The sequence below is a fragment of the Serratia sp. PL17 genome (assembly GCF_017832355.1).
Taxonomy (GTDB): domain Bacteria; phylum Pseudomonadota; class Gammaproteobacteria; order Enterobacterales; family Enterobacteriaceae; genus Serratia.
Map to the genome: position 1 here is coordinate 268,360 of NZ_JAFIBY010000008.1, position 14,992 is coordinate 283,351.

Genomic DNA, 14,992 nt, shown 5'->3' on the forward strand with positions numbered 1-14,992 from the left:
CCGACACCCCATGACACCGACACTAAACCGCTGAAAGCCCCGCCAAGACTGACTCTCCTCTGTTTTGACTGTTCATACAAACAGTGCATTTCTCGCCAAAATCGGTCTATATACATCAATGGGTTAGAGTCGCTTTTACCATCACCCTGTTTTGATTTCACCGTGGGGAACCACCACCCAATCGATATGGTTCTGGGTATAAATCTTCGTGGATTTTGCATCGCTGTGAGCCATGCGCCCCTGTGGATCTATCCCTTGGTTATCGAACAAGTGTGCGGCTAATGCCCGGATCTCGTGGAACGTTGGACGCTCTTCCATTTCTAAATGATCGGATAACCCAAGCTGATCCCGCAGCTTTGAAAATGAACGGCTAAGATAGTCAGGTGCTACCTGGGTAGGGTGCGCGACTTCTTTGCTGCGTTTTACGTTACGTTCTGGTATGCGGTGTACTATGTACGGGCTGGCCACATTGTCTCGACTATCGTCAATAATTCGCTTCAACTCATCCCCGATCGGAATCGCTACATGAGATGCCTCTTTTTTCTGCACTTTCTGGCGGTGGATATAGAGGGCGCCGTGAATGCCATTTAACGGTTGGTCCAACCATACGCAACCGCAAACGCCGTTTTTAGGCTCCCGTATAGAATACCGGATCCGTGAAACCTCAAGCCGGGCATGGGTTGTCTGCAATGCTAAATCCATGGCCGTTCTTAACCATGGGGCTGCAGCTCTGCGAATGGCCATAAAATTGTCGAATGACAAACGCTGTCTTTTCTTCTCTTCAATTCTGCGCATTTTTTTACGGGTGGCTGGGTTATCCAGCATCAGCGATTCATCGACCGCATAGCTGAAAAGCTTCTTCAGAAAACTGACTTTACGGTTTTGCACGTTTGCAGATGAATCAGCGTGGTATTCCTTTATATACGCGTTGACATGTTCCAGCTCGATATCGCATGCCGGGATCTTGTCGAAAAACTCTTTCACACGGGTCGCATTGTTATTCCAGTCATCCCGGGTGCTCTCGGACGGTTGCTCGTCTTCTATCGCGCGCGCCATAATGCGGTCGACATGCTCAGCGAATGGCAATGCCTCACCTTGAATTCCGCCAGATTCCCGGATCAGCGAGTCGATAGATACTGACGTTTCAGGGCGCATCCTATTGTTATATTCACGCGCGATAGCGATCGCCATAGCGCGATCATTGCCGAGTGATTTACGCTTCCCGGTTACAAGAGTGAAGCGATAAACGCCCGTCGCCTTATCAAAATAGAGTAAATCAGGAAGATGCCGATTTTCCCGTCGGCGCGGGCGGGCAGCCATTACGACTCCCTGATCAGTTGATTAACGGCGTGGGAAACTTCGGATTGAACTCCCCAACGCTCAGATGAATAAACCCATGACATACCGTCTATTACCCTTCCTCGAAGTTGTCCGTGCTCAATCCAACGTTTAACAGTACGTTTATCAGGGATTGAACCCTCTTCAAATTCACGCTTTAGCCATTTGCTGGCGCGCATCAATTTGTCTTCATTCGCCATGGTTTTGTCTCCACACGATAAAGGCCCGCTGCAACGGGCCGGTAAGAATTACAGCTCGGTCGGTTGCTGGTGGGGTGCCAGTAATCGCTGGTGGATTGCCGACACATACCGCGCCTGGTGAATGGCATCAGCCAACGCATTATGACGTTCGCCGTCGAATGGCAGATCACGTTTCGGGTCAAAGCCTATCTGCCGGCCGAGGCTCACTATAGTGCGCACGTCCAAATCGTTGTACCAGTTCCAGCATGGCGCAATGCCGCAACGCTCATATGCCCCGCGCAGGATGACATTATCGAAGGCGGCACCGTTGCCCCAGACCTTCAGGTACTTCGACTGCTCGCAGCTGAGAGCAACAAAACTGGAAAGGGCATTGAGGGCATCAGCTATTGGTTTCGCCTGGTCATTGGTGATCGCCGCCCGGGCCTCGCTGCTTTGCATCAACCACCAGTTAATGGTGTCGCCATCGGGAACGGCACCAGCGGCCAGCTCACTGACAAGATTCACTGCGGTATAAAACTGCGGACCCAGTTCACCGGTGGCAGGGTCGAAGAACACAGCACCGATCGCCACGATTGGCGCGTTGGGCTTGTTGCCCATGGTTTCCAGGTCTACCATCAAATTATTCATTAACGTTTGCCTTCTTGCTATCCATGGCCCGCTCAATCATCAGGCGCTCTGGGTCTTCTAAGTAATGGGTGCACATCTTGGCCACCTCACGATGTGCGTTGTTCTGAGTAAGGATCACCACCAGTATTGGGCTCAGCGATCGACGGTCGACGTTCCAGCCGTATCTGGCCAGCGTGCCGATCAGGTCATCGACAATGGCCGTATCAGGTAGCTGTGGTGTGGCTGTCATCGGAGCCTCCTGGGGGCGGAGCAACTTCCACCATCGCTCTATATGCGAGAGTGACTTTATCTATCCCTCCATCCATGGCCTTACGTCCAGCTGCCCACTGCTTTGTGGTCGGTTCGTTCGGCACCATCTTCCAACCATCCGGTATTTCCGGAGAGTTCAACGTGTAACCCTGACTAACAGGTTGAGCCAGCATTTCGGCGCGGCAGGCGTTATAACCATTTACCGTTGCGTTAAGCTCTTCTTCTGTCATCAAATAGTTGAATAGCTCCTTGGCTTCCTGAATACCAATTTTCCCAGGCACTGCTGGCGCTGGCGGGGTGGTGTAGATAGGGGCATAAATCGTAAAATTTGGTTGCTGCTCTATCACGCATACCCCAGAAAATTTTTTCAAGTAGCGCACCGACTGCACCTCCGGCGGCACTGCTGGCGCTGGCGGGGCGGTTCCTTCTTCTCCTTCATCCAGGTCAACTGGTGCCTCGCAGTGCGGGCAATATCCATCACATTCAGAATGCTGTGCGTAGGTGAAAAACTTACCGCATGACCAACAATTTTCACCGCTGGCAACGGCTGGGGCGTAGGTGAATAGCGGCACTACATCCCGATACTCTTCTTCAATAAACGTCGTGGTTTCAGCGTCTTTATGAATAAGCGCCGCCTGTCCATGCGAGAGCAAATCCAATGCCGCTGCTGATGTGTACCCCACCGGCTGCGTCTCCCGGGTAGCTAACAACTCGGTAGCGATTTTTTCAGCCTCACCCCATCGCAGGCTTGGTGATCTGCGCTCTGCGATTTCGCGCAGTCTTTCAGTTGTTAGTTTCATGCCTTCGCTCTCCCATAATCTTCAAGTTTTATGTTTGTTCGAAAAGTGAAGTTTAACCAGCGGGTCACCGTGCTCTGGTTAACTTCCATCTTCTTGGCAATCTCCCGCTGTGTGATCCCTTCATCGTACAGATGGCGCGCCAATTCGACTTCGTGATCCGTAGCTTTGCAGCACGGGTGGTGCTCTCCCTGCGGTGTACCTGCCCCGATGCCTTTGGCATGCGCAATGGATGCTACCGAGGATTCCGTGCGGCCCAGGTGCTGAGCCATTTGTTTATAGGTCAGGAGTTGTGCGTTACGCCGAATAAATGCCAGCTCTTGAGGTTCATAGGATCTCCATGTTCTGGGCAATTGGATTCCCAACTTTGCCGCTTTCTTGCTTACGGTCGCTGGATTTAGTCCGAACATCGTTGCAAACTTCTTCGCCCCTATCTGTGGGCCTAACCGGTACAGCATCGCCGTGCGCATCGGGTGCCAGCGCTGCTGCCGAACCTTCCCTTCGGCCCAATCGCTCCAAACTACTCGCTTTATGTTGGGATATAGATTCCGTTCATTTGCTGGCATCACGCACCTCAACCTTGTCCATGAACACCGCGCGTGAAGGTGACCAGTCGCAATATGTGTCAGTTTCAACGTGGCCGAAAATTGCCTTGCAGCGGCGAATGTGCGCACAGTCTCCGCACGCCTTGCCCGAAGGGAGTTTCATTTTGTCCGGATCGGTTGGGTCAAAGTTGAGTTCTTTCATTTGGCCTCCGGAGGCTGAGCAGAAATAACACCATCAACAGGCAAGCACTCATACTGAGGCGGTAATCCCTGCTGGTGGATATCCGCCAGGCAGTTGCTTTGATCTGGATACACCCAGCCTTGCGGCACGAATTCGCACGGCTGGTACGTGTAGCAGACGAGCAGGAACAGGCCGAACATCACGCAGCCCTCTCAGAGGTCAGCTGGTGGAAGCGGTGCAGGAACATGGTCCGTGCCTGCACCGGGTTTACCGGAGAGACAAGAAAGTCTTCAGAAGGGGCGATCCCTTCTAGCATTGGCCACGGTGTACCGTCGTCAATATCGAGGTCACGGCGCTCGGTGGCCAGCATCACTAGATCCGCATGTTTGACTGCTGGGCTATTCGTAGCTGGGAGATTAAATTTATAACGAATAACGAAATCAATATTGTTTTCAATGCCACGATAGTCAGGAATTAATTGCTTAAGCGGCGATGGAATATCTTTGCAATAAGCTTCATGAGCATCATGCAATAATGCTTCAAGTGCGTACTCAGGAGGCACTATCTGGCTTGCAATAACACAGTGCTGAGCCACGCTATAAAATTCAGGGATATGCCCGTTAAAGCGGCATTCATGTGATAACGCTTGAGCGATATCTTCAATGCAAATATCGTCCACAGATGGCGCGGCGTAATCAAAACGCTTGCCAGTAAATGTTAGAATCCAAGACATAATTTCTCTCCACACAGTTTTTGGCAACACTTCACCAAATACCCCATTGCTGGGGTATTTGAGGCTGTATTATTCAGGTCTAATTAAGCTTTAAATTTACCAATGAAGGATTCAACTTCAACGCCATCAAACTTACTGATCAGCAGGTCGCGGAATTCAGCGGCAATTTCTTCCTCCGCTGTTTCCAGCTGAACAATTCGCAGCACCAAGATCGGCTTGTCGCTGGTGATAATGCTGTAGCGCAATTTGAAGGGGCGTTCGCTCAGGCCTTCATAAGGTACACATTTGAATTCGAAGGCCGCCGGCATAACGTCTTTGCTCTTGGCTTCAACGCTTTCCATCAGCGAGCGTTTGCCACTGAAATCGTTCTCTTCATGATCGGAAGTTGAGATTGACTCAATGGTGATGCGGCGAACGGCGCCAACAGCCTGCTTGATATCCAGCACAGTGCCGTCAGCATCAAAGGCCAGCAGGAAATCACGGTTATCTTCCAGCCATTCAGCCAGTTCTTTCTGGCCCTGTTTGCGGCCGTTGATCTCCAGCAGGCCAGTGAATGGCGCTGTTTTCTTCAGGGTAATGGCCGCTTTGTTGTCGGCATGGCCTGGGTTATCCAGAGTGCCCAGATTGAAGATGGTTTCGGCCTGCATGCGGTCGGCATCGATGAAGCAGCGGACGCCTGCACCAGCGTATTCCGAAGAGTATTTAACGAAGTCTTCAATGCTGGTAGTGGTCATGTTTCCACGGAAGCGGAAGCGGTTTGCGTTGAAATGCTCGAGGCTGTGCAGATCAACATCATTCGGCAATACAGCTACAGGGCAATCAGTGGTTTCAACTTTATGAATGAAAGAAGCCGCAAGGGTGAGGCTTTTAATTTGTTCGATGGCTGATCCGTCTAATTGAGACATAAATATAATCCTATATATTGAAAATAACTGTGTTGATTAATAAGTCGCGGTATTACTTAGCGACGCGTAATTTACCGTCGGTTTCTCCGTTAACAGTAAATAGCTGGCCTTGGTCTTCTTGCAGAATTGTTAACTTTCCACCTTTACCGACATACATTGGTGTTTCAGTGGTGTCTTCTTCTGAAACTTTACCGCGTGGGGTAGGGGTTACAAATTTAAGTTGGTGCTTAATGCCAACACGTTTCTCTTCGACTGAATTGCTTAAGCGGTCGAGGTCAAGGGTAATAACAATTTTTCCCTTACCACCGTTATTGAGAACACCCAGAGCTGTAGCGTTTAAAGCTGCTGAGATTTTATTTTGAAACACACCGGCATCCAGTTCGCCCAGAAAGTCCGGTACGTTGGTCTTGCGGTCTTCACTCATTGAATACTCCTCACACGAAGCGGCGAACGCCGCGGTTTTCTCCACACACCTGGTAGCGCACCGGTACAGGGTTTTTATACTGTGCAATATGAAAAATTGAACTGCCCAGTGCGCTACCTGATGTGTAAAAAAGGGCGGCCAGCCTACGAACATTATCTTCACCTCCGAGGGGTAGAAGCTCGGCGTGGCCGCCAAAGACTACACACAGCACTTACTTGGTTGTGGTGGCCGGTGCTGAACTCCGGCTTGCCCGTGTTCAAGGGGCTACCCTCAGTTACTGAACCATCCAGCGGCTTTACCCGGTTGAGGTCATTTCCAGAGGCCACATCGCGCATCAGCCTGCGCATTCACCACAACTGAAACGGCTTTATCTCCGGTTCTTTCGTCACGCTGCCAAGCAGACCGCGCCCCCTAAAAACCGTTTCAGTTGGGTGCTCCGTAACGTGGAGCGGACGGGCGATGTTTAAGCCTCACGGGGCATTCTTTAACCGGGATTACGCCGTCAACCGGTTTCACTGCCGTGACAGGGAGGGTTACTTGCCGTTCGCCTTCTCCAAAACACACCGGCTTACGCCGGGCGGCCCGTTTCGAATCAAATTAGGTGCTGGTCTTTCCCAGCTGTCAGCCGTCTACTTCCGAGCTGTCACTGCCGTCGAGAGTGCTGGCATCTCACCTTCCTGATAACGCCCAGGTCGACTGGCGGCCGGTGTGACCGGCGTACATGCTCCGGCGGGGATGTATCCCGCGGTTCGCATCGGGTTGTGGTGGCCGGCGGACAACGCCCCGAAGTCCACCAGCCAGATCCACAACGGCATGCTCACTCATGAGTTAGGATCCTCCACCGCTCCCAGAACTGAGGGAAAGGGCGAGTGAGCATGCCGTTGTGTGCCGGGAAGTATCAAACAAAACAACTATAACATCGATAAGTTGTAATCTAGATGGCTGGTAGATTCATGTCAACAACTTTTTGTAGTTAATTTGGTTGAGCGTATGGTGGTGAAAGTTGTGAAGAGAGAAACGAGAGGGGATCAAAAAAGGGGCGATTGCCCCTTAAAGTTTACCAGCGACGGGATGACCAGAACACGCGGCCAATGATTTGAATTCTATCTCTAACTTGTTGAAATGTTAATGTTTCATCTTTGTATTCTTCGCGATTAAAGCTTCTTATCAGCACGCCACCATCTGGCTGGCTTATCAACAGTTTAACGCGTAACAACACACCGTCACGGATAGCATACAGATCACCATCCTTTATTGGCCAACGTTTAGATATATCAACAGCAACAAGATCACCATCTGTAAGTACAGGGAATAAGCTACTTCCGATGATTTTTACGATTCTGACATCATGGGGAGTAACGCCATGTGTTCTTAACTCATCGCGGCGGAATGGGTATTTTTTCGCGTCTTCGATGATTTCAGCAGTGCATCCGTCCCCGGCCGATAGTTCTATATCCAATATTGGAACCTCAACAAATTCTGACGGATCAAAACCACCATCTTCCCATTCTTCTACCTGATAATTGGTACGTTTTGCATTGTCATACTCTTCTGGCTCCCCAAATTGAAGCCACTGAGGAGAAACACCTAGCGCAAATGCTATTGCCTTAAGGTTTCTTGGGTTAAGCGTTTTACCTGATTCGATCTTACCTATTGATTGCTGGGATACCCCCAGTTTAGTCGCCAATTCATCTTGGCTAAGACCTAACTCAGTTCGCCTGTTTTGTAGTCGTTCTGCGAGTGTCATCACGAGCGCCCCTAATTGATTGCACTGCGAGACTACAACTTTATGTTTTAGCATTCCAACACCCTAATGTTGTTATTCTGCCTTGGGTAATGCTACTATCTAACAACCTTTAACAACTAATGGTGGTTGCGTGAACAGCGTTATCTCAAATACCCCGGAGCAAGAAGCATTGATGAAGGCGATCAGCCTCGCTGGCGGCCAATCCGGCCTTGCTCGAAAAATGTCTGATCAGTCAGTAAAGCCGGTGAAACAACAACAGGTATGGAACTGGCTGCATCGGGAGAAAAAAACGCCTTCGAATCAGGTCGTTCTTATCGAAAAAGTGACAGGAGTACTTCGCACTGAATTACGTCCCGATTTGTACAAATAATTTATCAATAAACGACTCAAGTCATAACTACCAAAGGAAAAACAACATGGTAGAGCCAAATTTGAAAGATGTAGTGAAGGGCATGTGTAAGGCGGTTGCTGGTGGCCGATCGGCTATGGCCGGCGCACTGGGCATGTCTGAGACGGGCTTCAACAACAACCTGTACGAGAAGAACGGCTGCCGCTTCTTCGAGATCGGCGAGTTGGAAGCCATGGAGGATATTTCCGGCACCAACTTGCTGACCGAGTATTTCGCCCGGCGCCGTGGCTTGCTGGTGGTTGAGATCCCGGCCCTGGAAGAATTGGACCAGGTGGAGTTGTTCAGCAAAAGCATCCGCACCGCCGCGCACCGTGGCCATGTGGATCAAATCATTCAGGAGTCACTTGCTGATGGAGTCATTGATGAGAAAGAAGCTGCCGAGATTATGCGCTATCACCGCAAGCACCTGCAGGCGCGTGATGCAGAGGTTAGGGCTGTACTGGCGTTGTTTGGCAAAAAAGCCAAATGTCAGAAAGGGTAACGCCCAGAGGTTGCAGCCCCTGGGCGTCGGCGCGAGTAAATCAGTGTGTGGAGAAATAATCGCATGAGCAATTTAACCAGAAATTCAGTGGTGCCGCAAATTCGTTGCCGTGCAATGACTGGCGGTAAATCTGCGTCTCCGTTCCGGTATGAAGTAAATGTAATGGGTCGGTGGATTGCCAGCAACTACCAGTTTGCGCGCTGGGTGGTAGATAGCGGTCACTGGCTGGCCCGTGGTCAGGAGGGGATATGAACACTTTAACCAACTCCGTATTGCCAACCATGAGCAGCCGCGAAATCGCCGCTTTGGTTCAGAGCAACCATTCAGATGTGAAGCGCTCGGCTGAACGTCTCCATGCAGCTCATCTTTTAACCCAGCCGTTGGCTGAGTTCGAATTTGTCCACAATGGCAACACCTACACCGAGTACCGTTTCAATAAGCGGGATTCTTTGGTGCTGGTTGCCCGCCTTTCCCCTCAGTTCACCGCCGCAGTGGTTGACCGTTGGCAGGAGCTGGAAGAAGGGCGCACCCCGTCGGTACCTCAGTCACTGCCTGAAGCATTGCGTTTGGCCGCTGATATGGCCGAACAGAAAGCCGCCCTGGAGCAGAAGGTGCAGGCTGATGCGCCGAAAGTGGCCTTTGTCGATCACTACGTTGACGCCAGCGGTGCCAAGAGCCTGCGTGAGACAGCAAAAATCCTGAACATGCCAGAGAAGGCAATGATTGAGGCGCTGATCCGCGATCGGGTTTTGTTCCGTCAGTCCAATAACCTCCTTCCGCATTCGCAACGTCAGCGTGAGGGGCTGCTAACTGTGAAAACGGGCACCTCCGACCATTCAGGCCATGCCTATACGCAAACACGCGTGACGCCGCGCGGAATCCAGTGGATTGCTGAGCGTTACGCTTCTGAGCTGATGGGAGGCTGATATGGCGAGCTTACTTATTCAGGCTGGCTGCCATTACCGCGACCGCAATAACTCAGTGGTACTGGTGCACAGTACGGATCCGGAGCGCGAGACGGTTACATACAGTCCAATCGGGCAAGAATGGGCGATCACCACGGCGATGATTATTTTTCGGTCCCGATTTATCAGGTTTGAAGTATGAGCAGAATATTTGAAGTTGTTCAGGCCATGTCTGGGCAGAAGAACTGCATTGTGATCCCTGGCCCGTACTTGGATTTCTTTTCCAGTGATCAGCAGTCCTTTGCTTTGGCCGCCGTGCTGAATCAGCTGGTGTTCTGGACAGGGAAGTCATCACAAGATGATGGCTGGTTTTACAAGACGCATGAAGAGCTTGCGAGTGAACTGCGCGGGGTCAGTGAAGACCAGGTGCAGCGCGTTGTGAGCAAGCTTCGTAAGAAATATTTGCCGGGTGTTATTGAAGTATCTACACGTAAGGTAAATGGCACTCCGAAGAACCATTATCGTATCGACGGCGACAAGCTAATTGCTCTGATTTTCCCACCAGCAGTGGACTCCGCAGAATCACGGAATGGAAAACGCGAAGTTACGGAGTCCATTACGCAGAATCACGGAGTGGAAAACGCAGAAGTGCAGGAACAACGCCGCGATTCTACGGAATCCTATCTCTATACAGATCATTACTCAGATCAGAACAAACAGATCATAAAACCTGTTGGTCAACTGGCTGAGCCAGCCGACCCGCAAGCGGATGATTCTCTGAAAATTGACTACCAAGCCGTGCTGGACGTATTTCACACCACGCTACCCACCATGCCAAAGGTTCTCAAAATCACTGATGGTCGCCGGAAGGTGCTGCGCAAACTCTGGAAGGATTACGACCTAAACCAGGACAAGTGGGGCGCCTACCTGCGTTACATCGCCAAGAAATGCCAGTGGATGCTGGAAGACCGTCCGGACACGAACAGCGGCAAGACGTGGCGCAAGAAGGATTTCGACTACCTGATCACCGAGAAATGCTACCTCAAGGTCAAGGAGTTTCGTGCTGACGATCTGCCCAAGGTTCATAGGTTGGACACCACAGCCCGGGACGACGCGTACACCCGTCTGATCTCCCAGCGCCGTAAACCACAAAACGAGGTAGAACGCCTTGCCAAGGAAATGGCTGGATCACTGGGGCGCATGACAGATTACGACGCCCGCCGGGCATGGACAGGTATTTGGGCGAAGGCCGTGGACCAAGCCAGCGAGAACGATTTGGGGAGATTGGCAGGATGAAACCAGTAACACATCAAATTTTAGGCGTCACCGTATTCCCGCTGGTGGCCGTACTGCAACAGGTTCGCCGCTGGTGGTCATTGCGGTATTTGCGCGGGTATTGGGCTGATAATCAGGATCTACGCCGTATCGCCCGGAAACGTAACTGGGTGCGCGTACTGACCCAGTTCAACATCGAGGCGCGTTATCGCCTCATCAAGCTGCTGGCCACCGCTGAACAGCAAAGGGGATTCCTGTGATTTATCAACTCAATGTAGGCCGCTGTGAGGATGTTCTCCGCGGTATGGCTGATAACTCTGTTGATTCCATTGTCACAGATCCGCCGTATGGGCTGAGCTTCATGGGTCATAAATGGGATTACCAGGTACCGACTGTTGACCAGTGGGCAGAATGCCTGCGTGTTCTGAAGCCCGGCGGCCATCTGCTGGCATTTGGTGGGGCGCGTACTTATCACCGCTTGGTGGTGAACATCGAGGATGCCGGCTTTGAGATCCGCGATCAGCTGATGTGGATTTATGGCAGCGGCTTCCCGAAGTCGAAAAACCTCACCGGTGATAACCAGGGGAAGGGTACCGCCTTAAAACCCGCGCATGAGCCGATCGTAATGGCCCGTAAGCCACTGGTTGGCACGGTAGAAGGCAATGTTGTCCAGTTCGGCACTGGTGCTCTAAATATCGATCTTTGCAGGGTACCGACAGAGGAAGATTTAACCGGTGGTGTTGGAGGCTTACTGTCGCATGTGCGTGACGAGAAAGCCCCCGAGTGTGGGGAGTGGAAAGCGGACCAGTTCGGCCGGTGGCCTGCAAACGTCCTGCATGATGGAAGTGAAGAGGTGATCACCGAGTTCCCACAAAATGCCGGCGCCCGGGCGCCAGTAAAGGGAACCGAGCCAACAACCAATGGTTTCAGCGGCCCTGTTAAGTTTGGCGGCATGATTGATCGGGTTGCCAGCTACCACCATGGTGATCAGGGTAGCGCTGCGAGATTCTTCTACTGTGCAAAGGTCAGTAAATCAGAGCGTGACGAAGGGATGGAGCGTTTTGTGCCGTACACGGCCAGTGATATGACCGGTGGAAGAAAAGAGGGAAGTGCAGGCCTTAATGACCCACGCGCCGGCGCTGGCCGTACAGGTGGAGCCAGAAATAACCACCCGACAGTGAAACCTGTTGAGTTGATGCGTTACCTTTGCCGGCTGGTTACACCTGCTGGTGGCGTAGTCCTTGATCCATTCATGGGTTCAGGCTCCACCGGTAAAGCCGCCTTGCTTGAAGGGTTGGGTTTTATCGGTATTGAGCTGGACCCTGATCACCTGACAACTGCCGCGGCGCGGATTGCGCATTCCGCTAAGGCGGTTAGTGAATTATGAGGATGTTACTTACTTCTTACCTGCAGCGTGAGCTGGGTGTGGTGCTGCTACGCCCAGGTAGTGAGTTGCTGCATTATTTCAGCGGGCGCAGCCGTCTGCTGATCGCCAGTGAGCCGGAAGAGTTAAAACCGCTGCCTTCCGGCCTGCTGCCAGCAGTAGATCAGAACCTGGCGGCGGATCCGCGTTTGTCCTCTTTCTTCCAGAATGAACGGGTCATAGATGCAGCTGGTGGTATTGCAGGCCTGAAAGAGTGGTTGATGCGCAGCACAGAATGTCAATGGACCACCGGCGACGATTACCACCATCATAATATGGACATCCTGGACTATGACGGTCGACCGATCCGCCTGTGCTGGCACCATGAGCACCTCCTGCGGGAGCAAACGTTGCCGGAGCTGGATGCCATCGCCGCGCAGAACGTCGCGGACTGGGTAGTTTACCGCGCTCGCTCTCATTTCATGTTTGGTGAAGACCACCAGCTTAGCTTGCCGGAATTGTGCTGGTGGGCGGTACTGAAAGAGGTGTCTGATCTGTTGCCTGATGCGGTAGCCCGCTTTTCTCTACGCCTTCCACCAGCCACCATCCCAACGGGAACACGCAGAGAGGCCGATATTGTGTGGGAGAAAGCCCCACAGGCGATCATTAACGAGTGCGTGGAGAAGGTTAAGCCAGCGCTGACCATTGATGTCGACCCCGCGCCCCCTGAAGGCTTTATGCTGCTGCCTAAGCTTACCCGCTGGGAGTGCGTGAAATACACCCAGTGGGTGAAGTCACAGCCGTGCTGCTGTGGCTGCAAGCGGCCGGCAGACGACCCGCACCACATTATCGATCACGGGCTCGGCGGCACCGGCACCAAACCACACGACATTTTCACCATCCCCCTGACCCGTGAATGCCATGACGAGCTGCATGATGATGTGGACGCATGGGAGGCCAAGCACGGCAGCCAGTTATTCCACCTGGTGCGCACGTTGAACAAGGCATTTGGTATTGGGGCGATCAGCACGGCAAACAAGCGCGGGGCAAAACGATGAATCTCGAATCAGCACTGAAACACTTCAGCCCTAAAAGTCTGAATATTTCCGACTCGTCCAGAGCCACGGCGAGCGAAGCATTAACGGGTACTGACATCATGGCAGCACTCGGCATGGTAGAAGCCAAGGCAGTATTTGGCATGGCACTTTGTCTCGGCAAGTATGGTGTCAGTGAAGAGGATCGCCAGCGGTCGGTTGATATGCTGACTCAATTTGCCAGCAAGAAAGCGCCAAGGGCGATAAAGCGAGCCGCCGGGGCTAAGTTTGGTCGTTGCCTGCGTATCATGGCCGCAATGGCTTACGGTGAGTTTTGTCGTTCGGCATTGTCAGCTGAGTCGTGTTCGGGCTGCCAGGGTAGAGGGTTGGTGCGTAAAACCCAGATTAACCGCAACGAGCTGGCAATCGAGTGGGAAGAGAACAAATTCAGCATCAAGAATGGGTTGTGGATGATAAAAGACCAATGCCAGCCACCCGCAAAGACAATTTGGGAAGACGTTATGATGGTGGCCTGCCCAGTATGTAAGGGTAGAGGCAATATCAGCGCACGTTGCCGCTGCCAGGGTACAGGTACCGTGCTGGATAAAAAGAATAGCGAGCTGCAAGGTGTGCCGGTAATGAAGGAGTGCCCGAAATGCAAGGGGAGAGGCTTCAAACGGGTTCAGCCGTCAGTGATCCACCACGCGGTTAAAAAGCTAATCCCTGAGCTGCCAGAGCGCACATGGCGGTATAGCTGGAAACCCTTCTATGAGTCGTTGCTGACAAAATGCTATCAGGAAGAGAGTGAGTTAGAGCGTGTCTTCAGCAAGGTCACGCGGTGATGGAAAACGTGCACTTGCAATAGTTGCCGTTTTTTCCTAATATCAGCTTTAACGATGGGGTATATACGCCCGTTACAGAAAACCTGCCGATGTGCAGGTTTTTTTATGGACGCAGCAGAAGGGCGCATTTAGTTTTGATACGCACTATCGAACCCTTTGGTGGGGAGTTTCTAAGTGCGCCCCTCGATGTGAAGTGACAGCCGGGAAAGACCGGCAACCATTCAAGCCCTGGCTATAAACGCCGGGGCTTTTCCGTTCTTGGGCTGCGCTAGCTGCGTGGCCTTTTCTGTTTTTATCACCCGTAGATCGGGCCAAGCCCCGGCAAGGGGGAGGGATGAAAATGCCAAACAGTCCCCATAGCTGGGCGGATATCAGTGAAATTCTCGCTGCCTGGTGGCGCGGTGACGTGCCGATCGGTGGCGTCATCATGGCTATCGTGATGGCGGTATTGCGTATGGCTTACTCCGGCAGCAGTTGGAAAGAAACCATTTTCGAAGGGCTGATGTGTGGCGCCCTGGCACTGACGACGTATTCCGCACTGGATTACTTCGATGTGCCGAAGGCACTTACTGTCGGCATCGGCGGTTTTATCGGGTTCGTAGGTGTGAAAAAACTCAGCTCGTTCCTGTCCGGGTACGTTGGCAACCGCTTTGGTGGAGGCAATCAGGATGCAAACAAGTAAAAAGGGTCGTGATTTTATAAAAGGGTTCGAGTCCCTTGAGCTGGTGGCTTATCCAGACCCAGGCACTGGTGGTAAACCGTGGACGGTTGGTTGGGGCCATACCAAGGGAGTGAAGCAGGGTGACCGCATCACGAAGGAGCAGGCGGAGCAATTCCTGTCCGATGATTTGGCCGTGTATGAGTTGACGGTAAACAGCGCTATCAAGCGTCCAATGACGCAGAACCAGTTTGACGCGATGGTGTCGCTGGCGTTCAA

24 protein-coding genes are annotated in these 14,992 nt (G+C 52.2%); 12 read left to right on the plus strand and 12 right to left on the minus strand.

Annotated features, from left to right (window positions below; translation table 11 throughout):
* Window positions 1–141: 141 nt before the first annotated feature.
* The 12 genes from JOE25_RS22335 to JOE25_RS22390 form a co-directional block, all read right to left on the minus strand.
* Window positions 142–1,320 carry a phage integrase Arm DNA-binding domain-containing protein gene (locus tag JOE25_RS22335; protein ID WP_209639005.1) on the minus strand — a complete coding sequence of 393 codons (1,179 nt, stop codon included), beginning with the start codon at window positions 1,318–1,320 and terminating at the stop codon, window positions 142–144.
* On the minus strand, window positions 1,320–1,538 hold the full coding sequence (locus tag JOE25_RS22340) for a hypothetical protein (RefSeq protein WP_013813848.1): 219 nt from the start codon (window positions 1,536–1,538) through the stop codon (window positions 1,320–1,322). The genes JOE25_RS22335 and JOE25_RS22340 overlap by 1 nt, the downstream gene beginning before the upstream one ends.
* A 48-nt stretch (window positions 1,539–1,586) precedes the next feature.
* Window positions 1,587–2,165: a 3'-5' exonuclease gene (locus tag JOE25_RS22345; RefSeq protein ID WP_209639007.1), complete on the minus strand. Its 579-nt coding sequence runs from the start codon at window positions 2,163–2,165 to the stop codon at window positions 1,587–1,589.
* Window positions 2,158–2,394 (minus strand): hypothetical protein, encoded by a 237-nt coding sequence (locus tag JOE25_RS22350; RefSeq protein WP_209639009.1) that lies wholly within the window; start codon window positions 2,392–2,394, stop codon window positions 2,158–2,160. Before JOE25_RS22350 ends, JOE25_RS22345 begins: the two co-directional genes overlap by 8 nt.
* Window positions 2,369–3,214: a hypothetical protein gene (locus JOE25_RS22355; RefSeq protein WP_209639058.1), complete on the minus strand. Its 846-nt coding sequence runs from the start codon at window positions 3,212–3,214 to the stop codon at window positions 2,369–2,371. The genes JOE25_RS22350 and JOE25_RS22355 overlap by 26 nt, the downstream gene beginning before the upstream one ends.
* The gene (locus JOE25_RS22360) at window positions 3,211–3,777 is read right to left on the minus strand and encodes a helix-turn-helix domain-containing protein (protein ID WP_209639011.1); all 567 of its coding nucleotides are present in this window, start codon (window positions 3,775–3,777) and stop codon (window positions 3,211–3,213) included. The genes JOE25_RS22355 and JOE25_RS22360 overlap by 4 nt, the downstream gene beginning before the upstream one ends.
* A complete protein-coding gene (locus JOE25_RS22365) occupies window positions 3,764–3,958 on the minus strand; it encodes a hypothetical protein (RefSeq protein ID WP_209639013.1) in 195 nt (64 codons plus the stop codon). The genes JOE25_RS22360 and JOE25_RS22365 overlap by 14 nt, the downstream gene beginning before the upstream one ends.
* A complete protein-coding gene (locus JOE25_RS22370) occupies window positions 3,955–4,137 on the minus strand; it encodes a DUF1482 family protein (RefSeq protein WP_209639015.1) in 183 nt (60 codons plus the stop codon). Before JOE25_RS22370 ends, JOE25_RS22365 begins: the two co-directional genes overlap by 4 nt.
* On the minus strand, window positions 4,137–4,670 hold the full coding sequence (locus JOE25_RS22375; RefSeq protein WP_209639017.1) for an HD family hydrolase: 534 nt from the start codon (window positions 4,668–4,670) through the stop codon (window positions 4,137–4,139). Before JOE25_RS22375 ends, JOE25_RS22370 begins: the two co-directional genes overlap by 1 nt.
* An 83-nt stretch (window positions 4,671–4,753) precedes the next feature.
* Entirely contained in the window at window positions 4,754–5,575 is an 822-nt protein-coding gene (locus JOE25_RS22380; RefSeq protein ID WP_209639019.1) for a DUF2303 family protein, read from the minus strand.
* Window positions 5,576–5,627: 52 nt separating this feature from the next.
* On the minus strand, window positions 5,628–5,999 hold the full coding sequence (locus JOE25_RS22385; protein WP_209639021.1) for a hypothetical protein: 372 nt from the start codon (window positions 5,997–5,999) through the stop codon (window positions 5,628–5,630).
* Between the two features lie 1,057 nt (window positions 6,000–7,056).
* On the minus strand, window positions 7,057–7,749 hold the full coding sequence (locus JOE25_RS22390) for a helix-turn-helix transcriptional regulator (RefSeq protein WP_209639054.1): 693 nt from the start codon (window positions 7,747–7,749) through the stop codon (window positions 7,057–7,059).
* A gap of 127 nt (window positions 7,750–7,876) precedes the next feature.
* Between JOE25_RS22390 and JOE25_RS22395 the strand changes: the two genes are divergently transcribed.
* From JOE25_RS22395 to JOE25_RS22450, 12 genes are all read left to right on the plus strand, one after another.
* On the plus strand, window positions 7,877–8,116 hold the full coding sequence (locus tag JOE25_RS22395) for a YdaS family helix-turn-helix protein (protein WP_315902393.1): 240 nt from the start codon (window positions 7,877–7,879) through the stop codon (window positions 8,114–8,116).
* A gap of 46 nt (window positions 8,117–8,162) precedes the next feature.
* Window positions 8,163–8,636 carry a YmfL family putative regulatory protein gene (locus tag JOE25_RS22400; RefSeq protein WP_209639023.1) on the plus strand — a complete coding sequence of 158 codons (474 nt, stop codon included), beginning with the start codon at window positions 8,163–8,165 and terminating at the stop codon, window positions 8,634–8,636.
* A gap of 63 nt (window positions 8,637–8,699) precedes the next feature.
* The gene (locus JOE25_RS22405) at window positions 8,700–8,888 is read left to right on the plus strand and encodes a hypothetical protein (RefSeq protein WP_142814793.1); all 189 of its coding nucleotides are present in this window, start codon (window positions 8,700–8,702) and stop codon (window positions 8,886–8,888) included.
* Window positions 8,885–9,562 (plus strand): phage antirepressor KilAC domain-containing protein, encoded by a 678-nt coding sequence (locus JOE25_RS22410; RefSeq protein WP_209639025.1) that lies wholly within the window; start codon window positions 8,885–8,887, stop codon window positions 9,560–9,562. The genes JOE25_RS22405 and JOE25_RS22410 overlap by 4 nt, the downstream gene beginning before the upstream one ends.
* Before the next feature lies 1 nt (window position 9,563).
* The gene (locus tag JOE25_RS22415) at window positions 9,564–9,743 is read left to right on the plus strand and encodes a DUF4222 domain-containing protein (protein WP_209639027.1); all 180 of its coding nucleotides are present in this window, start codon (window positions 9,564–9,566) and stop codon (window positions 9,741–9,743) included.
* The gene (locus tag JOE25_RS22420) at window positions 9,740–10,837 is read left to right on the plus strand and encodes a hypothetical protein (protein WP_209639029.1); all 1,098 of its coding nucleotides are present in this window, start codon (window positions 9,740–9,742) and stop codon (window positions 10,835–10,837) included. The genes JOE25_RS22415 and JOE25_RS22420 overlap by 4 nt, the downstream gene beginning before the upstream one ends.
* Window positions 10,834–11,076 (plus strand): hypothetical protein, encoded by a 243-nt coding sequence (locus JOE25_RS22425; RefSeq protein WP_209639030.1) that lies wholly within the window; start codon window positions 10,834–10,836, stop codon window positions 11,074–11,076. The genes JOE25_RS22420 and JOE25_RS22425 overlap by 4 nt, the downstream gene beginning before the upstream one ends.
* The gene (locus JOE25_RS22430; RefSeq protein WP_209639033.1) at window positions 11,073–12,203 is read left to right on the plus strand and encodes a DNA methyltransferase; all 1,131 of its coding nucleotides are present in this window, start codon (window positions 11,073–11,075) and stop codon (window positions 12,201–12,203) included. The genes JOE25_RS22425 and JOE25_RS22430 overlap by 4 nt, the downstream gene beginning before the upstream one ends.
* The gene (locus tag JOE25_RS22435; protein WP_209639034.1) at window positions 12,200–13,237 is read left to right on the plus strand and encodes a DUF968 domain-containing protein; all 1,038 of its coding nucleotides are present in this window, start codon (window positions 12,200–12,202) and stop codon (window positions 13,235–13,237) included. The genes JOE25_RS22430 and JOE25_RS22435 overlap by 4 nt, the downstream gene beginning before the upstream one ends.
* Window positions 13,234–14,055, plus strand: a complete 822-nt coding sequence (locus JOE25_RS22440; protein WP_209639036.1) for an antitermination protein — start codon at window positions 13,234–13,236, stop codon at window positions 14,053–14,055. The genes JOE25_RS22435 and JOE25_RS22440 overlap by 4 nt, the downstream gene beginning before the upstream one ends.
* A gap of 334 nt (window positions 14,056–14,389) precedes the next feature.
* On the plus strand, window positions 14,390–14,737 hold the full coding sequence (locus JOE25_RS22445) for a phage holin, lambda family (RefSeq protein WP_153860781.1): 348 nt from the start codon (window positions 14,390–14,392) through the stop codon (window positions 14,735–14,737).
* A partial coding sequence (locus tag JOE25_RS22450) for a lysozyme (protein ID WP_209639038.1) occupies window positions 14,724–14,992 on the plus strand: 269 nt, incomplete at its 3' end. The genes JOE25_RS22445 and JOE25_RS22450, both read left to right, overlap by 14 nt.